This window comes from Shimazuella kribbensis DSM 45090 (assembly GCF_000428065.1).
Lineage (GTDB): Bacteria > Bacillota > Bacilli > Thermoactinomycetales > Thermoactinomycetaceae > Shimazuella > Shimazuella kribbensis.
In genome coordinates, this window is the sequence record NZ_ATZF01000012.1 from 113647 (window position 1) to 130593 (window position 16947).

The 16947-nt window shown below is 40.7% G+C and carries 22 protein-coding genes; 8 read left to right on the forward strand and 14 right to left on the reverse strand.

Translation table 11 applies throughout. From position 1 onward, the window contains the following. Positions 1 to 3: 3 nt before the first annotated feature. Both pcrB and A3GQ_RS0115690 read right to left on the reverse strand, forming a co-directional pair. A complete protein-coding gene (gene pcrB, locus A3GQ_RS0115685) occupies positions 4 to 714 on the reverse strand; it encodes a heptaprenylglyceryl phosphate synthase (protein ID WP_028777865.1) in 711 nt (236 codons plus the stop codon). A gap of 119 nt (positions 715 to 833) precedes the next feature. Further along, positions 834 to 1130, reverse strand: coding sequence for a YerC/YecD family TrpR-related protein (locus tag A3GQ_RS0115690; protein ID WP_028777866.1), 297 nt, complete (start codon positions 1128 to 1130; stop codon positions 834 to 836). A gap of 219 nt (positions 1131 to 1349) precedes the next feature. Here A3GQ_RS0115690 and A3GQ_RS27220 point away from each other — a divergent pair, with 219 nt between their 5' ends. The 3 genes from A3GQ_RS27220 to A3GQ_RS0115705 all read left to right on the forward strand — a co-directional run bounded on the left by A3GQ_RS27220 (position 1350) and on the right by A3GQ_RS0115705 (position 2806). After that, positions 1350 to 1823 (forward strand): hypothetical protein, encoded by a 474-nt coding sequence (locus tag A3GQ_RS27220; protein WP_156877763.1) that lies wholly within the window; start codon positions 1350 to 1352, stop codon positions 1821 to 1823. Positions 1824 to 1992: 169 nt separating this feature from the next. Then, positions 1993 to 2433: a peptidylprolyl isomerase gene (locus A3GQ_RS0115700; protein ID WP_028777868.1), complete on the forward strand. Its 441-nt coding sequence runs from the start codon at positions 1993 to 1995 to the stop codon at positions 2431 to 2433. Positions 2434 to 2560: 127 nt separating this feature from the next. Beyond that, positions 2561 to 2806, forward strand: a complete 246-nt coding sequence (locus A3GQ_RS0115705; RefSeq protein ID WP_028777869.1) for a hypothetical protein — start codon at positions 2561 to 2563, stop codon at positions 2804 to 2806. Here the strand turns inward: A3GQ_RS0115705 and rlmD are convergent. From rlmD to gatC, 6 genes are all read right to left on the reverse strand, one after another. Further along, complete coding sequence (gene rlmD / locus A3GQ_RS0115710) at positions 2790 to 4163, reverse strand: 23S rRNA (uracil(1939)-C(5))-methyltransferase RlmD (protein ID WP_028777870.1); 1374 nt, start codon at positions 4161 to 4163, stop codon at positions 2790 to 2792. The genes A3GQ_RS0115705 and rlmD overlap by 17 nt on opposite strands. A 12-nt stretch (positions 4164 to 4175) precedes the next feature. Continuing rightward, entirely contained in the window at positions 4176 to 4925 is a 750-nt protein-coding gene (locus tag A3GQ_RS0115715; RefSeq protein WP_028777871.1) for a sirohydrochlorin chelatase, read from the reverse strand. After that, entirely contained in the window at positions 4922 to 5227 is a 306-nt protein-coding gene (locus A3GQ_RS0115720) for a hypothetical protein (RefSeq protein ID WP_028777872.1), read from the reverse strand. The genes A3GQ_RS0115715 and A3GQ_RS0115720 overlap by 4 nt, the downstream gene beginning before the upstream one ends. Positions 5228 to 5561: 334 nt before the next feature. Then, positions 5562 to 6989 (reverse strand): Asp-tRNA(Asn)/Glu-tRNA(Gln) amidotransferase subunit GatB, encoded by a 1428-nt coding sequence (gene gatB / locus A3GQ_RS0115725; protein ID WP_028777873.1) that lies wholly within the window; start codon positions 6987 to 6989, stop codon positions 5562 to 5564. Then, the gene (gene gatA / locus A3GQ_RS0115730) at positions 6986 to 8434 is read right to left on the reverse strand and encodes an Asp-tRNA(Asn)/Glu-tRNA(Gln) amidotransferase subunit GatA (protein ID WP_245596799.1); all 1449 of its coding nucleotides are present in this window, start codon (positions 8432 to 8434) and stop codon (positions 6986 to 6988) included. Before gatA ends, gatB begins: the two co-directional genes overlap by 4 nt. Before the next feature lie 11 nt (positions 8435 to 8445). Beyond that, positions 8446 to 8736 (reverse strand): Asp-tRNA(Asn)/Glu-tRNA(Gln) amidotransferase subunit GatC, encoded by a 291-nt coding sequence (gene gatC / locus A3GQ_RS0115735; RefSeq protein WP_028777875.1) that lies wholly within the window; start codon positions 8734 to 8736, stop codon positions 8446 to 8448. A gap of 179 nt (positions 8737 to 8915) precedes the next feature. Here gatC and A3GQ_RS0115740 point away from each other — a divergent pair, with 179 nt between their 5' ends. Continuing rightward, positions 8916 to 9182, forward strand: a complete 267-nt coding sequence (locus tag A3GQ_RS0115740) for a hypothetical protein (protein WP_028777876.1) — start codon at positions 8916 to 8918, stop codon at positions 9180 to 9182. Between the two features lie 175 nt (positions 9183 to 9357). Continuing rightward, positions 9358 to 9723 (forward strand): hypothetical protein, encoded by a 366-nt coding sequence (locus tag A3GQ_RS0115745; RefSeq protein ID WP_028777877.1) that lies wholly within the window; start codon positions 9358 to 9360, stop codon positions 9721 to 9723. A gap of 78 nt (positions 9724 to 9801) precedes the next feature. Here the strand turns inward: A3GQ_RS0115745 and A3GQ_RS0115750 are convergent, their stop codons facing one another. Further along, positions 9802 to 10746, reverse strand: a complete 945-nt coding sequence (locus A3GQ_RS0115750) for an MBL fold metallo-hydrolase (RefSeq protein WP_037465194.1) — start codon at positions 10744 to 10746, stop codon at positions 9802 to 9804. A 125-nt stretch (positions 10747 to 10871) separates the two neighbouring features. On the opposite strand from A3GQ_RS0115750, the gene A3GQ_RS0115755 reads away from it, so the two are divergent. Then, a complete protein-coding gene (locus A3GQ_RS0115755; protein WP_028777879.1) occupies positions 10872 to 11681 on the forward strand; it encodes a Cof-type HAD-IIB family hydrolase in 810 nt (269 codons plus the stop codon). Positions 11682 to 11912: 231 nt separating this feature from the next. Here the strand turns inward: A3GQ_RS0115755 and A3GQ_RS0115760 are convergent, their stop codons facing one another. Beyond that, the gene (locus A3GQ_RS0115760) at positions 11913 to 12218 is read right to left on the reverse strand and encodes a hypothetical protein (RefSeq protein WP_028777880.1); all 306 of its coding nucleotides are present in this window, start codon (positions 12216 to 12218) and stop codon (positions 11913 to 11915) included. 162 nt (positions 12219 to 12380) lie between these two features. After that, positions 12381 to 12554 (reverse strand): hypothetical protein, encoded by a 174-nt coding sequence (locus A3GQ_RS27225; protein ID WP_156877764.1) that lies wholly within the window; start codon positions 12552 to 12554, stop codon positions 12381 to 12383. A gap of 223 nt (positions 12555 to 12777) precedes the next feature. On the opposite strand from A3GQ_RS27225, the gene A3GQ_RS24610 reads away from it, so the two are divergent. Further along, positions 12778 to 13737 (forward strand): DMT family transporter, encoded by a 960-nt coding sequence (locus A3GQ_RS24610; RefSeq protein WP_051271899.1) that lies wholly within the window; start codon positions 12778 to 12780, stop codon positions 13735 to 13737. A 99-nt stretch (positions 13738 to 13836) separates the two neighbouring features. Here A3GQ_RS24610 and A3GQ_RS26345 read toward each other — a convergent pair whose 3' ends face one another. Next, positions 13837 to 14007 carry an ester cyclase gene (locus A3GQ_RS26345; RefSeq protein ID WP_083964265.1) on the reverse strand — a complete coding sequence of 57 codons (171 nt, stop codon included), beginning with the start codon at positions 14005 to 14007 and terminating at the stop codon, positions 13837 to 13839. Positions 14008 to 14226: 219 nt separating this feature from the next. On the opposite strand from A3GQ_RS26345, the gene A3GQ_RS0115780 reads away from it, so the two are divergent. Next, a complete protein-coding gene (locus A3GQ_RS0115780) occupies positions 14227 to 14562 on the forward strand; it encodes a hypothetical protein (protein ID WP_028777881.1) in 336 nt (111 codons plus the stop codon). 79 nt (positions 14563 to 14641) lie between these two features. Here the strand turns inward: A3GQ_RS0115780 and A3GQ_RS0115785 are convergent, their stop codons facing one another. Together A3GQ_RS0115785 and A3GQ_RS24620 are read right to left on the reverse strand one after the other, a co-directional pair. Next, entirely contained in the window at positions 14642 to 15304 is a 663-nt protein-coding gene (locus A3GQ_RS0115785; RefSeq protein WP_028777882.1) for a response regulator transcription factor, read from the reverse strand. Continuing rightward, the gene (locus A3GQ_RS24620; RefSeq protein ID WP_169818301.1) at positions 15282 to 16793 is read right to left on the reverse strand and encodes a sensor histidine kinase; all 1512 of its coding nucleotides are present in this window, start codon (positions 16791 to 16793) and stop codon (positions 15282 to 15284) included. Before A3GQ_RS24620 ends, A3GQ_RS0115785 begins: the two co-directional genes overlap by 23 nt. Positions 16794 to 16947 lie beyond the last annotated feature (154 nt).

The following is a 16947-nucleotide window of genomic DNA, read 5'->3' on the forward strand; positions in this document are numbered from 1 at the left end:
CACTTACTTCTTCTCCCCTCGTTTTATCGATTTAACCCATTTCACTGTATGTATTGCTTTTATCCAATCATCATAGATGAGATTTCCCACTATTACCGTATCTGCCCATTTAGCCATCTCTTCTGCCTGCGATTGGCCTCTAATTCCTCCACCATAAAATAGGCGAGTCTGCTTTAACTTCGATGATACTTCCTTTACCATATCTACTCGACCATACGTTCCGCTATATTCTACATAAAAAATGGGAATTTGCAACCATTCTGCCATCTGTGCATATGCGATTACATCTTCGATTTGAAGATTTGTGTTTGCATTTGTCCTTTTTGCTACTTTTGCATTTGGATTTAATACCACATATGCTTCTAGCAACACCTTGTCCCATGGTATAAAGGAACCGAACCTTTTAATGGTTTGGTGATGCATGCCAAGAATCCATCTAGCATCCTCTGTATTCAAGACAGTAGGAGTAAGATAAGCAGAAAAACCTGGCACAAGCGAGGTAGGTGTGGATATTTCTTGAAAACAAGGTACCAAACAATTCCGTAAACGGTACAGAAGATTGGCAGTATTTGCAAAGGTTACATCATCTGTTCCACCAATTATAATTGCATCCGTACCAGATGTGGACAAGGCCTCTAGTGCTTCATCAGAAATGTTTTTTGCGGGGTCTAATTTAAATACATGTCTGAACTCTTCTATTTTTTCACGTAACATTACAAAAACCTCCGCCATCATTATAACATTGCACGAATAAAACCCCTAGCATAGACAATCCAATAACGAAAATCTCCATCTCTCCACTAAAAAAGAAGCGACTATGAAGTCGCTTCTTTTTATTGTTTACCTTCTAGGCGATCCAATGCTAAATGGTAACCATCCATTCCATATGCTAGGCACCTTTTCACTCTGGAAATAGTCGCTGTACTTGCTCCTGTTTCTTTTTCAATTTGCGTATATGTACTGCCGTTTCGCAACATTTTTGCAACTTCTAGCCTCTGGGAAAGGGATTTTACCTCCCCAACCGTGCACAAATCTTCAAAAAATACATAACACTCTTCCATCGATTTTAAATTTAGAATAGCTTGGAACAATTGTTCCACTTCTCTTTTACTTAATTTATCAAGCTGCATAAAGGTCCTCCGCTTCCGCTCTATGTTTGATTGCATTTATTCGATGAATGCAAATAAAACCTTTCCACAAATATTATCAGATTTTTGCATCAATCGCACGATTTGAAAAATCCCTTTACAAAAACAAAACATAGTAATTCACTTGGATAACTTCATTTTTTTACGGTAAAGCAGTATACTGTTCTTATAACACAGTTCCTCCGAAAAAGAAATGGAACCATGGACAATCAGCAACACCATAATGAACTCGTAGAAAAAATCTCTCACCTTGATCAGGTGATTGATCGGATCTACTCCCGGAGTTACTGTGACAACTACCGCAGAGAACAGAAAAAAGACTTGGTGAGGTACTTCCTTACACGTAAACTTCCGAAAAACAAAGAATGGATGTTTACGTACAGGAAGGTTGGTATCCCTATCGTCTACATTTCGAGGATGAAGACTCGCTACTCCCTGAAGGAGCGGCTGAGTTACATGATCGAGCTTTCCCACGCCCGCCTCTACTTTGTGTGGAAAGGTCATCTCCCTCGTAAGTTCTCATCGGAAGAAATCGGTACGCGAATTTCGGTTCGTACAAAGGGAATTACCGTTCCTCACCGAATCCGGGAAGACACAGAAGAACACAGAATCATGCTCCAACAGTTCAAAGCGGAAATGGAGCAGCTAGCCCGTCAAGCGCTTCTCATCCACTAATTGCGCAAAACAAGAAAGCAGAAAATAAATGCTTTCCTCGTCGGCCAGAAGCTTTTGCTTCTGGCCGACACGCATGTTAAAGACGATTTCATCGCCTATTCTGTTGTACCTATGAAACTATCTACAAATAATGTTACAATAGACGATGATTACGTAAGGAGGGTATGAAATGGCAGTCAAAGGAAAAATCACTCTTGAAGATGGAAAAGAACTCCAATTGGAATTTTTTCCAGAAGTAGCACCTAATACAGTAGCGAATTTCAAAAAATTGGCTGATGACGGATTTTATAACGGACTAAACTTCCATCGCGTCATCCCTGGTTTTGTAAGCCAAGGAGGATGCCCACAAGGAACTGGATATGGAGGAGCAGGATATACCATCGCATGCGAAACAGAAGGAAATCCTCATAAACACGTTCCAGGAGCACTCTCTATGGCTCATGCAGGCAAAGACTCAGGTTCTTCTCAGTTCTTTGTCGTACATGAAGACCAAGCTCATCTAGATGGTGTACATACAGTATTTGGAAAAGTAACTTCAGGTATCGAACATGTACTTAGCATGAAACAAGGGGAAAAAATGCTAGAAGTTCAAGTTTGGGAAGAGAAATAATACAAAAGAGGCTTCTTTCAAGAAGCCTCTTTTATTTACAAAACATCTATCTTTTAACAAAAAAGTTCAACTTTGACCAAATACTTTGGATTGGTCATGATAATGATATACTTGTAAAGGCTTCTAATTGGAAGCACCCAACAACCTATTAAAGGGGGTTCTAATCATATTTACTTATGGATTCATTTTCATTGTTGTCATTTGTATCTTTGCTTTTCTAGCTACTTTTCAATTGGGAAGAAAACAAAACAAGCAACACAATCAACATTATGATCAAAGTAGAAAAAAAATGTTGGGCTTGCTTAGTATCATTTATTTGGTTGTTATCGTAATCGGACTTGTATTTGTTTACTACTTCATACTTGCAAAGTGAACAGTCCTACCAATTCCACATGGCTCGTTTGCGGAAACATATCTACAGGTTGTACTTCTTGCAGATGATAGCCATGTTCACTTAAATATTTTGCGTCTCTAGCAAACGTAGCTGGATTACAAGAGATGTAAACAATTCTTTCCGGTTTCATTTGTGATGCTGCTTCAAGAAAAGGCTCTTCACACCCCTTTCTTGGGGGATCTACAACAATCACATCTGCAAACAATCCTTCTTTTTGCCACCGTGGCAGAATTTCTTCTGCTTTCCCTAATTCAAACTGAGCATTTTTAATCTTATTCAATGTCGCATTTTGTTTGGCATCTTCAATCGCGGAGGGGACAATCTCCATGCCATATACTTTTTTTGCTTGATTTGCGAGATAGAGGGAGATCGAGCCAATGCCGCAATAAGCATCAATCACTGTTTCTCGGCCTGTAAGATTCGCATAAGCTTTTGCTTGTTCATATAGTACTTCTGTTTGGATTGGATTCACTTGGAAAAAAGAATGCGGAGAAATAGCAAAACGAATACCTCCAATGGTGTCATAAATAACGGGCATTCCCCAAAGTAACCGATTTTCCTTCCCTAAAATAACATTTGTTCGGGCAGTATTTATATTTTGTTGAACCGAGGTAATAATGGGGAAAGTTTGCCGCAGTTCTTTGACCAGCTCTTGAGCTGACGGGAGTTTTTCTCCATTGGTCACTAGTACAACCATCAACTCATTTGTATGTACTCCTTGACGAATAAGGATGTGACGTAAAATACCTTTGTGTGTTGTTTCATCATAGATGGAGATATGTAAACGTTCCACTATCTCTTTCACTTTACGGGTCAGTTCTGTCTGTAGTTCGTTCTGAATGAAACAAGTCTCCATATCTACTACTTGGTGTGTACCAAGTTGATAAAAACCTGCGACTACTTTACCTTCAACTGTTGCAAAGGGAATCTGGACCTTATTGCGATAACTCCAAGGATGTTCCATTCCTTTCATAGGGTGAATGGTAACATCAGTAAGTAAACCAATCCGTTCTAACTGATCTACTACTTGTTGGTATTTCAATTTCAATTCTTCTGTATAGGATATGTGCTGCAACTGACAACCACCACAACTGTCAAAATGAGGACAAATTGGTTCGATGCGCTCGGCATGAGCAGTTAGTACCTCCAACAGTTCCCCTTCTGCAAATGTTTTTTTTACTTTTGTAATGCGTATTTTTACTTGTTCTCCAGGTAGGGCTCCTCCAATAAATACAGCAAATCCTTCATATCTGCCTACTCCTGTCCCACTATGACCAAATCCATGGACGGTACATTCAATTATTTGTCCTTTCTGGACAGGGGGCTTTTGCCTCATCTTTCGCAACTCCTATATGGATAAATTTTCACGAGATACAGTTTCAATCCATCTTCCTACATTTTCATGTGGCAAATACGCTTTTCCGTCATAACGATAGGATAAGCCTTCCACGCGTCCGGGAATTTTCTTTTTTGTAAAATATCCTTCGCTTAAAAACAAAGGCAGGAGGAGAACTGGATCTTTGCTACTTTCTTCTTCTAACCGAGTTCGCAAATTATCTGGCAGCGTAAAAGCATAAGAGATAGATTTAGCATTTAGTTTCGCTTGCAACTGAGTAGCGATACCATTTGCCACTTTTTCCCATTCAACTTGGAACCAAGGAAGATTGCTACCATGTCCTACAAGTAAAATTCTTTCATTAGCTATATCTGTTGACAATGCAGTAGCTCGTTCGGCCAAAATATCTAAAATAAAAGGATGATCATTCATAGGAGCTAGTAGCTTTATAGAAGCTGTATGGGCAATTGGCTCTTCATCCATTTCCAATCGAGAATTTGCCTGTAATCCCAACAAATACCGTATTTCTTCGATATGTGTGCTTCCAGAAGACACAAAGAGAGGGAGAGCTGTAATATTCGTTACACCCATTTGTTCCAATTGATGTATGCCATTTGCAATCGTTCGATCTTCTACCATTTCCAAAAAACTAGTTACTACAGGAACAGGTAAATTTACACGCTGAATACATTCATCTACTTCACGAACCCAATTTTCGTTGCTCGAGCCATGAGCAATGACCAAAACCCCTTGCTTTTTCATTCTTCTTTGTCCTCCCTTTCATCAATTTTCCGTTGTTGGTAAGATAGCCAAGTGGACAAGGCATAGATTAAACTTAAAACTCCGATTGTAATATACACTATTCCGAGCATGGTAAAAGCAAAAATAGCATTACCCATCAGCACCAGAAATAAAAGTAAGTACATTCTGCGCGAAAAGGCTTGTTTTCGTCGTTCCATCCAACTAAACAAATGATAGAGCGACATGATAAAAAATAGAACAGAAATTATCGAATTAGCAGATAGATAAACAACTCCTATAAAAATAAACAGAAAATATACCAAGTACGATCTTCTCCCCAGTCTCCCCAACATGGAAACCTAAATTTCCTGTTCCATCTCTTTTCTTCCATTACGTATGTATACATCCATTATAAAGAATAGGAGACAAGTAAAGAAAACTTGCCGATTGGCAAGCCCTATAGGGCCGCCGCTAGAGGCATAGTTGCACTTATGCATCTCAGAATAGGGACAAGTCTCGCTACGTTGCTACTCTCCTAGTTTCGTTTTGCACCTCAGATAAACGTTATACTTTCTTATCTGAAAAAAACTCGCCCCATTGAGGACGAGCCTTTCCCTATCATTCCGAAGAAGGACAAGTCCTTACCAGGCAAATATATTAAGAACCAACTTGTTCACGTATCAACTGATTGACCAACTGTGGGTTTGCTTTCCCTTTGGTTGCTTTCATCACTTGCCCTACTAAAAACCCTAGAACTTTGTCACGCCCGCCTTTAAGCTCTTCTACAATAGCTGGATTTGCAGATAGAACATCTGCAACGGCCGTTTTTAGAGCACCTTCGTCGCTAATTTGCACCCAACCTTTTTCTTCTACAATGGCAGAAGGTTTATGTCCAGTAGCCAACATTTCTTTTAACACATCTTTTGCTATTTTACTACTGATGGTTCCTTTTTGAATCAAAGTGATCATTTCTGCAAGGTGGCTAGAAGTAAGAGGTGTATCTTTTAATTCTAGTCCTTCACTATTTAAATAACCAAGTACTTCAGAGAGTAACCAGTTAGAGGTAAGTTTTGGATCTGCTCCTTTTGAAACAGTATCCTCAAAGAAATCAGCGAGCATACGGCTAGAAGTCAGCACACCTGCATCGTAGGATGATAAACCGAACTCTGACTTATAACGAGCAACTCGTTTATCTGGCAACTCGGGAAGCCCAGCTTGGATTTCTTGTTTCCAAGCTTCATCAATTTGCAACCGAACAAGATCTGGTTCTGGAAAATAACGATAATCATGTGCTTCTTCTTTGGAACGCATGATTTTAATGGTATTTAATTCTTCTGACCAACGAAGGGTTTGCTGAATCACTTTATCCCCATCGTCTAAAACCTCTGCTTGGCGTACTTCTTCGAACTCGAGCGCTCGCTCTACATTTCGGAAAGAATTTAAGTTTTTCAACTCCGTTTTGGTTCCAAATTGTTCTGCACCCACAAGCCTTAAACTAATATTTGCATCACAACGCAAAGAACCTTCTTCCATCTTTACATCGGATACACCTGTATATTGAATGATGGATTTGATTTTCTCCAAGTATGCTTTCGCTTCTTTCGGAGAACGCAAATCTGGTTCTGATACGATTTCGATCAACGGAACGCCAACCCGGTTAAAATCAACGAGAGAAGCATCTCCATCGTGTGTTAATTTACCAGCGTCCTCTTCTAAGTGTAAACGTGTGATCCCAATTCGTTTGGTTTCTCCATCTACCTCAATATCAATCCAACCATGCTCACCGATCGGTTTATCAAATTGGGAAATCTGATAAGCTTTAGGAGAATCAGGGTAAAAATAATTTTTCCGATCAAATTTCGTATCCTCTGCAACTTGGCAATTCAGTGCCATAGCAGCTTTCATTGCAAAATTAACTGCTTGTTTGTTTAGAACAGGCAGAACACCGGGATGGCCTAAACAGATAGGACACGTTTGGGTATTTGGTGGTGCACCAAAGGAAGTAGAGCAACCACAAAAAATTTTGGTGTTTGTTGCCAACTCGACGTGTACTTCTAATCCAATAACTGTTTCATATTTGCTCATGCTTTCACTCCCCCTAATGCAGGCAGTTGAAGACGACCTGCTGTTTGTTCAAATGCATGAGCAACACGTAGGACAGTCTCTTCTGCAAAGGCTTTACCAATAATTTGAAGTCCAACTGGGAGACCTTGTGCCAATCCAGCAGGAACGCTAATAGCAGGTAATCCTGCTAAGTTCATTGGAATCGTACATATATCGTCCAAATACATTGTCAAAGGATCAGAAATTTTTTCGCCAATTCGATAAGCAGTCGTTGGTGCAGTAGGGCCAACGATCACATCGTGCTCAGCGAAAATATTATCAAAATCTTGCTTGATCAATGTACGCGCTTTTTGTGCTTTTATGTAATAGGCATCGTAATATCCAGAACTGAGTGCATATGTCCCTAGCATGATTCGGCGTTTGACCTCTGGCCCAAAACCGTTGCTTCGGCTTTGTTCATAAATATCAAGCAGATTTTTCCCTTGGCGAACCCCATAGCGAATACCATCAAAGCGAGCCAAGTTGGAAGAAGCTTCTGCTGGTGCAAGAATATAGTAGGTTGCTACCGCATACTCCAAGTTAGGAAGGGACACTTCGGATATATGTGCACCTAGTGCTTCCAATTGTTTTACTGCTTTTTCAATTTGTGCTTTCACTAGAGGATCTGTTCCTTCGCCTAACATTTCTCTCGGAACAGCAACTTTCAACCCTTTGATCTCCCCTGTTAGAGCAGAAAGGTAATCAGGTACTTCTTTGTTCACCGAAGTGGAGTCCAATTCGTCATGACCTGAAATCGCTTGTAATACAGATGCGGCATCTTCGACATTTTGAGTTATCGGGCCAACTTGATCCAAGGAAGAGGCAAATGCCACCAAACCAAAACGAGATACACGACCATAGGTAGGCTTTAACCCAACAACTCCACAAAAAGCCGCTGGTTGGCGGATTGAACCGCCTGTATCCGATCCAAGAGCAAAGGTGACTGCACCTGTAGCAACTGCTGCCGCCGAACCACCACTAGAACCACCAGGAACGCGATTTACATCCCAAGGATTCTTCACAGGATGAAAACTGGAGTTTTCATTGGATGAGCCCATCGCAAATTCATCCATGTTCGTTTTCCCCATGATGATTGCATCAGATGCGAGCAATTTATTGACTACTGTTGCATTGTAAATAGGTTGATAGTTCGCAAGCAATTGACTTGCACACGTAGTCGTCAATCCTTCGGTCACTAAGTTATCCTTTACACCAGTAGGAATAGCTGCAAGGATGCCGCGCTCAGAAGTCGTAGACAGCTTTTGCTCTAGTTCTTTTGCTTTTTCGATTGCTCCTTCTTCATTAATAGCTAGAAAAGAGCCGATTTGAGGTTGTACTTCTTTGATTCTATGTAAGGATTCTTCTACTATTTCTGTAACGCTTCGTTCTTTTTTTGCTAATTGACGATGTATTTCACGTATGGACAAAGCTTTTCCCCCTATTCTTCAAACACCGCAGGAACGCGGAATGAGCCATCTTTTTGATCTGGTGCATTCAGTAATACTTTTTCTCTATCCAATGACGGTTTGATCGTGTCTTCACGCATCACATTGGTAACAGGATAGACATGACTAGTAGGTTCTACATGATCTGTATCTAACTCATTTAATTTCTCCGCAAATTGGAGAATATCATTCAGTTGGCTAGTAAACTGTGTTTTTTCTTCTTCTGACAACGACAATCGAGCAAGTTTCGCCACATGCTCCACTTGCGCGCGGTTTATACTCATTTCCGTTCACCCCAATATGTAAACATTGCCTCCAGTATAGCATAAGCAATACTTCAATTTATAGTTTTGTAATCTCAAATTCATGATTCTTCTCTTGATCTTGATACATTTATTTTCTCTATCGCTTGTCATATAATGAAAGTAACTAGGTTAGGCTTCTAGATCCCTATGGAGGGAACATGTTCTCACTGATTCTGCCGGTAGCCTTGATGATTTTCCTCTACTGCCGAATCAATAGGCGATTGGGGGTTCCTGCATGGGTCATCGTCATGTGCACCGCAATCGGAATTGCCATGGGCATGGGCATCACTGCACGAGAGGGACATGACAAGGTCGACCAGTACCTGCTCGCAGGCCTGATCGGCTGGATCATCGGTCTGACCGCGCTGATCAACAGGAAGCTTGTCAGCCAGTACGCCTTCTTCTGGCGCAAGACGGCCAAGTAAGACGCGAACCGCCCCTTCTGAGCACCAGCTCAGGAGGGGCGGCGTGTTTTATACCATTCATCGCTCCTTCCCTTCATTCATCCCCCCACTTTGTTTTCTAATTTTCACGCATTTCTTTTTATTCCTACTTTGTTTAGAATGGTAATAAGTCCACAACTCGAACAATGGGGTTCACATGAGGACAAAATCGGAGGTAGTAGAAACCCTACTCAACACCGTGATCGAGACGGCCAGAGACAACCCCGACAGGGGCCAGGTCGAACTCCGTCCCGCAGTCGTCATCGCGTTCAAGAGCTGCTCAGAAGAGTTCTTCTATGTTCAGTACGAACAGACCGAGCAGGAAATTCACCAGCTCGACCTGTTTCGGCTGATCTGGGTATCCCTCGTGCTTCACAAGAGCAACGTGTTGCCCGAGTCGGTGGTTACTGCAATCCGTGCATACGACGGATACGATGGTCCCGGTAACGGTGACCTCACTACCGCTCGAAGGGAATTCATCGTGGCGCTCCGCGAAGTGTACGACTGGAAACTCATCGGGTAAGGAACAACCCATCCTCTGCTAGAGGATAAAAAACACCCGGGCACAGTGATGTGTCCGGGTGCCGCGTTAAACCCCTTTTTAACTAGAGGCCAAAATCGGATTGCTTTGTAACGTAAAAATTTGCCCTTGTTCGGTTAAAACAATCCGATCTTTTTCTTCTCCCGCTGCCTCTAATAATCGCTCCAAAGGCTCTTCTACTGGTTCTTGTGACAAAACAAAAGTATTCCAATGAATGGGTATCAACTGTTTTGCCCCTGTGTCCAAAAACATTTTCCAAGCCTGTTCAGGTGTACAGTGATGCCGTTGAAATGCATCTGGTGAATACGCTCCGATGGGCATAAATGCGATATCTATCTCCCCTACTTCTCGAAGCCACCTGAAATCTGGTGTATAAGCCGTATCTCCTGGGAAGAAAATACGTGTATTGTTACGTTCAATCAAGTATCCTGTATAGCCGTAGCTATGATTCCACGGGAAACGATTACCCCAATGTTTTACAGGTACAGCTTGTATCGTAACATCTTCATCTATTGTTAAGGAATCTCTTCCTCCAAGCTCAAAAATTTCTCCAAAAGGCAAACGTTTTAACAAACCGGATGTTCCTGTCGCAGTAATGACTTTGGTATTTGCATTAGCAAGTTTTTTTAAAGAAGGCGTATCGAAATGATCCATATGACCATGAGACAATAAAATCAAGTCTACTGGACCGATATCTTCTAGCTTTAGGGCAGGGGCCATATGACGAGGGATACCTACTTGTGTAAACCCAAGAGAAACACCTGCTTTTTTTCCAAATACCGGATCTGTCAAAATCCGATAACCAAATAAGTTAATCAAAATAGTAGAATGACCGACCCAACCTACTGTCACTTTATCTGAACTCCATTGATTTGGCTGCAAAAATTGTTTGGGTTGCTGATAGGGGACTTTTCCATTGAACCGTCTTTGAATAAACAAAAAAAATACCATACATAACAAACCCAGCCCAACAAGAGTAAGGAGTGCCCATCCAATGATTTCCATTTGTAAATATACCCCTTTTGCAAGAATTCCTAACTTATTCTAAAATAGCATAGGGAAGCAAATAAATATATCGCAAATTATTCAAAAACAAAATAATTACCTCAGCACTTGAAAGGAGATTGAATATGATCCGTCTGTTTGCTACTGATCTCGACGATACACTATTGAATCATGAAAAACAAATTGATCAACATAATTTGGACGCTTTAGAAAGACTACAACAAGCAGGCATTCAAGTAACAGTAGCCTCTGGTCGTAATGAAGTAGAAATTGATCAAGTCATTAAAAATGTACCAGGTGATTTTCATCGTGTCTGTCAAAATGGTGCATTTATATATTTAAATTCACAAAAACGAATTTATGACGGTTATTTTGAAGCAGATCTTGCAAAACAAATCTATCAAGTGGGTAAAAAAGCTGGTATGTATTGTTTTATCGGAACTGCACGTACCATGTATATTTCGGAGAAAAACCCTTTCATTGAAAGAAAATCACAACAAGTAGCGATTAATCTCGAATATGATCCTATCATTGAAAATCGTCTAGGCGAAGATGTTTTACCAAGCAAGTTTTGTTATCTTGGCGAAGCATCAGAACTACAACAACTGAAACAATTGCTACTCCAAACATTCCCTGAGCAAATCGATGCGTTTATTTCTGCACCACACTGTCTAGATGTTATGCCACATGGCATAAACAAAGGAAATGGAATTCGCCATTTAGCAGATCACCTTGGATTTGATCTATCCGAAGTTGCTTGTATCGGTGACTCTGAAAACGATATTCCCATGTTTCGAGTAACCCCTCACAGTTTTGCGATGAGTGTCGCCAAGCAATCTGTCCAAGCAGAGGCAAAACAAGTTGTCGAATCTGTAAGTAAAGCTGCTGATTGGGTGATTGCTTATAATGAAAATCTAGCTTTGTCTCAAAAGTAACTTTACATAAACAAAAGAAGGAAATTTGGGATGCTTCATCTTGTACGAGCCAATCTTATTTTATGTTTGATTCCAAGCAGAAACACGATCCATTGACCGTGTTTCTGCTCTATTCTTGTTGATTTATATGGAGAAATCGAACTATTTTTCAATCCATTGTTGTTCAGCCGCCATGCTCTGTGCATCACGGCTGAACAACAGTTGGTCCTGAACGATCCGCTCAGAAGTGGATCAGCCACACAACTCCAGCTCGTACTGCTCTGCCCGCTCCTCGTACTTGGCGAGACGCTCTTGGGCCGAGTAGATGAGGCCCATGACATAAAACGTCTCTCCATCGACGATGACGATGTACTCGCAGTCGTCATGATCGAAGGTGAACTCACCCTCGACTCCCCAGATGGCAAGGTCCTTCAGTGCCTGCTCAACTGTCTCGATGCCATACATCCAGATGTCGAGGCGGGGGTCACCGAGTGCCTTCATCACGGCGGTGGTCAGTGCTTCGTCGATGGTGATGTGCTGTCCGCGAACCCAGATCATTTTTGACGACTCCATCCTTCGATGAGAGATGCTCAGAACCGATAGTGTTCTATTTTCATTATATAGGATATATTAGGCAATTTGAAGTTGTGGAAACTATTATACAAACTTGGACATTGGTTAGAGCGATTATACTGGGGTAATTTCCCTTCCCAAATTTATTCATGTTCCATGGACCCAACTTGGAACTACTTTTTGGCTATGCTGCTGCAAAACCCGTTCCATACTCTCGAGTCCGTTCACAGTTAAATTTCTGATCTCAACTACTCCTTTATCGAGTAGTTTTTTATGCTGTACATGGTATCCCTCGATCGTTCGAACTATGGTACCTACCATTTTCGCACCAATGGAACTAATTTATTTGTACTCAATAATCATCAAGTAAATTCCCTCTTTCTTTTGGCTTGTTGTTGATAATCCTAGGCTAAAGGGTCATATCTATCAAACTTATCAAGAGTAAAAGAAATCTTACTTTTCTTCACTTCTTATAAAATCATAGATTATCATTTCACATTAGCGTTAAAATACTTATGAAGAACAGGACGAAAGGACTACTTTGATGAAAAAAGCAAGCAATAATGACTTCATTTACTATCTGTTGTTACTTGTAACAATGGTATTCTGGGGAAGTGCCTTTACAGGAGCAAAACTCGTCGTAGGACAAGTCCCACCTGAGGTAGGGGCTTTTCTGCGTTTTGGATTTGCTGCAATTTTTATGTTTCTTATTTTAATGAGTCGTAAAACAGGAAGAAATGATGCCCGTTCGATCGAAAAAAAATATTGGATTCCCATCGTTTTATTAGGAGTTACAGGTGTTGCCCTATATAATTTATTCTTTTTTTGGGGTGTCTCGTATTCTTTTGCATCGGACGGAAGTAGTATTGTTCCAACCATAAGTCCCGTTGTTACTACTATCTTAGCGATTATATTTCTAAAAAATAAAATAACAAACCGTCAAATAATCGGACTAGTCATTTGTTTAGTGGGGGCTACCTTTTATTTTTTCGGGATGTATCATCCTACCGGAAACGCTTCTCATCGACTACTCGGTAACGTATTTTTTCTGGCTTGTGCTTGTTGTTGGGGTGTTTATACGATACTAGGTAATAAAGTGTTAGCTGTATTAAAGCCACTCCCTGTTACTGCTTATGCAACATTGGTTGGCGCCATTATACTTGGAGTGATTTCTCTCCCCAAATTGGCTGACGTTTCATGGAGCCAACTTGGGAGTACTTTTTGGTTATTGCAAATTTACCTTGGTTTTTTCTGCACCGCACTTGCCAATTGGTTTTATTATTCCGGTGTAAAGCAGCTAGGAGCATCCAAAGCATCAACATTCATGTATTTTGTTCCCATAAATGGATTATGGATTTCCATGGTATTCTTACAAGAATCGCTGACCTCAGTACAACTGATCGCCATTGTAATAATGTTGGTTGGAGTATGGTTTGTAAACAAGAAAAAAAAGAAAAAAAACAGGATAAAAGAAAACAAAATCAATGCGAAAACAGTCAGTTAACCAAACATAATCTATGCGAAAGAGCAGTGTGGGTTCTATGTCACTCCAATTTTTTAAAACGGATTTTTTATAAAAACTACTCCTAACCGAGTAGTTTTCTTATATAGATATACCTAGTTGTTTGTTCATTATTCCCATATCAATCCATCCCTGATGCTCGGCAATCTTTCCATCTATCACCCGATACTGACGAAATAAGACTATGTCTATCGTCTTCCCAGTTGGAGCATTTCCAAAAAATACACCCTCATGTGTTCCTTTGACATTCATTCTAGTGATTACTTACTCTCCTTGTGCGATGGTATCTTCAATTATGTATTGCTTATCTGGGAAAACTACTAAGATGGCTTTCTCAAATTAACGATACATTTATACATCTATTTTTCTCCTTCTAAATTAAATTTATTTTCAAAAAAATGATCCCAAATGAAATTTACTTGCTATATAATAAAAAGTAGTTCTCGACCCATTGGGTGGAAGGAAACGCTCATGACCAATATCCTCGTTGCAACGTCCGAAGGTTCCCATTCCATCGCCGATCGGGAGATCGCCGAGATCGAGGCAGCACTCCGCGCCGGCCTGAAGGATGCAATCCAAGAAGGTTACGACGTAACGGAGGAGATCCTCGACCCCGTCTTCAGCCTGCTCGCCGACGACAAGCAGCACTCTCATGTCCCCTCGAAGCTGAGGGAGATCATCGCAGGTCACCGGCACAACAACCGCCGGTACCTCGACCGGTACCTCAACAACTACGATGGCATCGAAAACCTCGGAGCGTTCATCGGCTACACCATCGAAGACCTCGAGGAGTTCATCTACTCGTGAAGCAGTGTCTTCCCTGATGGGGCGAAATGCCAGGACTCACCCAAGTGAGCTCCTGGCACCCCAATTATTCTCCACCTCCTCACAAATTAAAACGATACCCAGCCCCCCAGATCGTCTCAATAAACGGTGTAGCAGATTGTATTTTCTCTCTCAGTTTCCGAATATGAACCACGACCGTCGCTACATCTCCATTGGAATCCATGCCCCATATCTTTTCAAACAAATGATCTTTATTAAATACTTGATTGGGATGAGAGGCGAGAAAGTACAACAGGTCAAATTCTTTGTTTGTTAAAATCACTTCTTTGCCACCCAACTTGACACGATGGGATACAGGATTAATCGTCAGTTCTCGAATCGTAATCGATTTGTCACGCTGCTCTTTATGCGAAAGTCGTGCATAGCGGCTCAGATGTGCTCTTACGCGGGCAACCAATTCATTTGGACTAAATGGTTTGGTAATAAAATCATCTGCCCCCAAACCCAAGCCTCTGATTTTATCGATTTCTTCTCTTTTCGCGGTTACAAATAGAATCGAAATATCTTTCACTTCCCTCACTTGCCTACATATCTCAAATCCGTCCATTTGTGGCAGCATCAGATCAAAAGTTTCATGCAAAGCCACTTGCAATCCTCTGTAACCATCTGTTTCGATTACTACTTCAAATCCATTTAACTCCAAGTAATCTCGCTGTAATTCGGCAATACTGAGTTCGTCTTCAATGATCAAAATCTTTTCCATCTGAACTTCCCTTTCGGTAGTGGAAATCGTGACGGTTAGGCATGTAACGAGGAAGGGTGAAGGAAATCATGGTACCTTGCTGCCATTGACTGTATACCTTGATCTGTCCATCGTGCCCTTCAACGATTTGCTTGGCGATCGCAAGTCCAATCCCGCTACCACCACTGTTTGAATTTCTACTTGGCTCTACACGGTAAAATTGATCGAGGACAAAGGGAAGGTCTTTTTCCGATATCCCTTGGCCATTATCGCTGATACGAACAAGTACATCATCCTCTTTCACATCATAACCTACATGAATAATTAACGATTCTTCTTTACGATAAGCGATACTATTTTGGATAATATTGAGGATAACCCGCTTCATTTGATCACGATCTACATAAACCTCTACTTCCCTCTCGCTTTCCCAAATCACTTCTGCATTTTGTGCAAGCAGCTCCATTTGCATTTCTTGAAAACATGCTCTTAAGTAACTTGGGAGGAGAGTAGACTGAAAATGGTAAGGATACTGTTCCAAATCCAGCTTAGAAAACAAAAATAAATCCTCAATCCGTTGATTTAAATCCTCTGCTTTTTGTTTGATGGTTGCTAAATACTTTGCCTGCTTTTCTGGTGTATTGGCAACTCCATCTTGCAAACCCTCGATATATCCTTTAATCGAAGTGATGGGAGTTTTTAAATCATGCGAAATATGGGAGATCAATTCTTTTCGACTTTGTTCATAGCTCAGGCGTATTTGGATTGTCTCCTTTAATCGTATTCGCATATCTTCAAAGGCACGGCATAATTGACCGATTTCATCTACTTCTGTACTCTCTACTGGTGTATCCAAATCCCCTGCTTGTATTCTCCTTGTAGAATGTTCCAATCCTTTTAAACGTGCAAATACTTTACGGGATAAGAAGTAATTAAAAAATACATTTGTCAATACCAAGAGCAAAAAGAGTGCCCCTGCAATGACAGGACCATAGGTAGTCATAATATCAGCAATCGGATTACGCTCTTTTAACAAATAGATACTTCCTGCTTCTTGATCCGGAAACACAAAATCATATTTTAAATAGGAAAACAGTCTTCCATTTACAAACAAGCTATTGCGGACATTGAGATTTGCAGGTTCATAGGGGGGCAAAGCCATCGTTTCATTCGACCAGCGATAGGAGTGAGACGAAAACAAAATATCTTGCTTTTTACGAATGATCAACCCCAATCCTTGTGCTTCCACGAGTTTATCCCATTTTTTTTGCACAGTAGCTTTTGTCAACGCTTCTGGTTGATCTGTCGCTATTTTTTTCAATTCCTCGGCTATGCGATATTCTGTTTGAGATAAAGGTTTCACTGCAAAATGATACTTATAAAAATTTTTATAGATATACCAGTCATCTGTGATGATAGCTGCAATGAGATAAATCATACTTAGTTGAATGGTGAGTGTGATCACTAGCATAATGGTATAAGACCATAATAATTTCACACGAATCGTCATTGTCATTTCCTCTGCCTTATTTTTGAGCAAAAATCCCCTATTGAATAGGGGATTTACACTTTCTTATTTTATCCGATTACTTCACTTCTATTTGTTTTTCAACTGCCCATGTACCAACTGGTTGTGCTTGATAAGTAACACCATCTTGCCACTG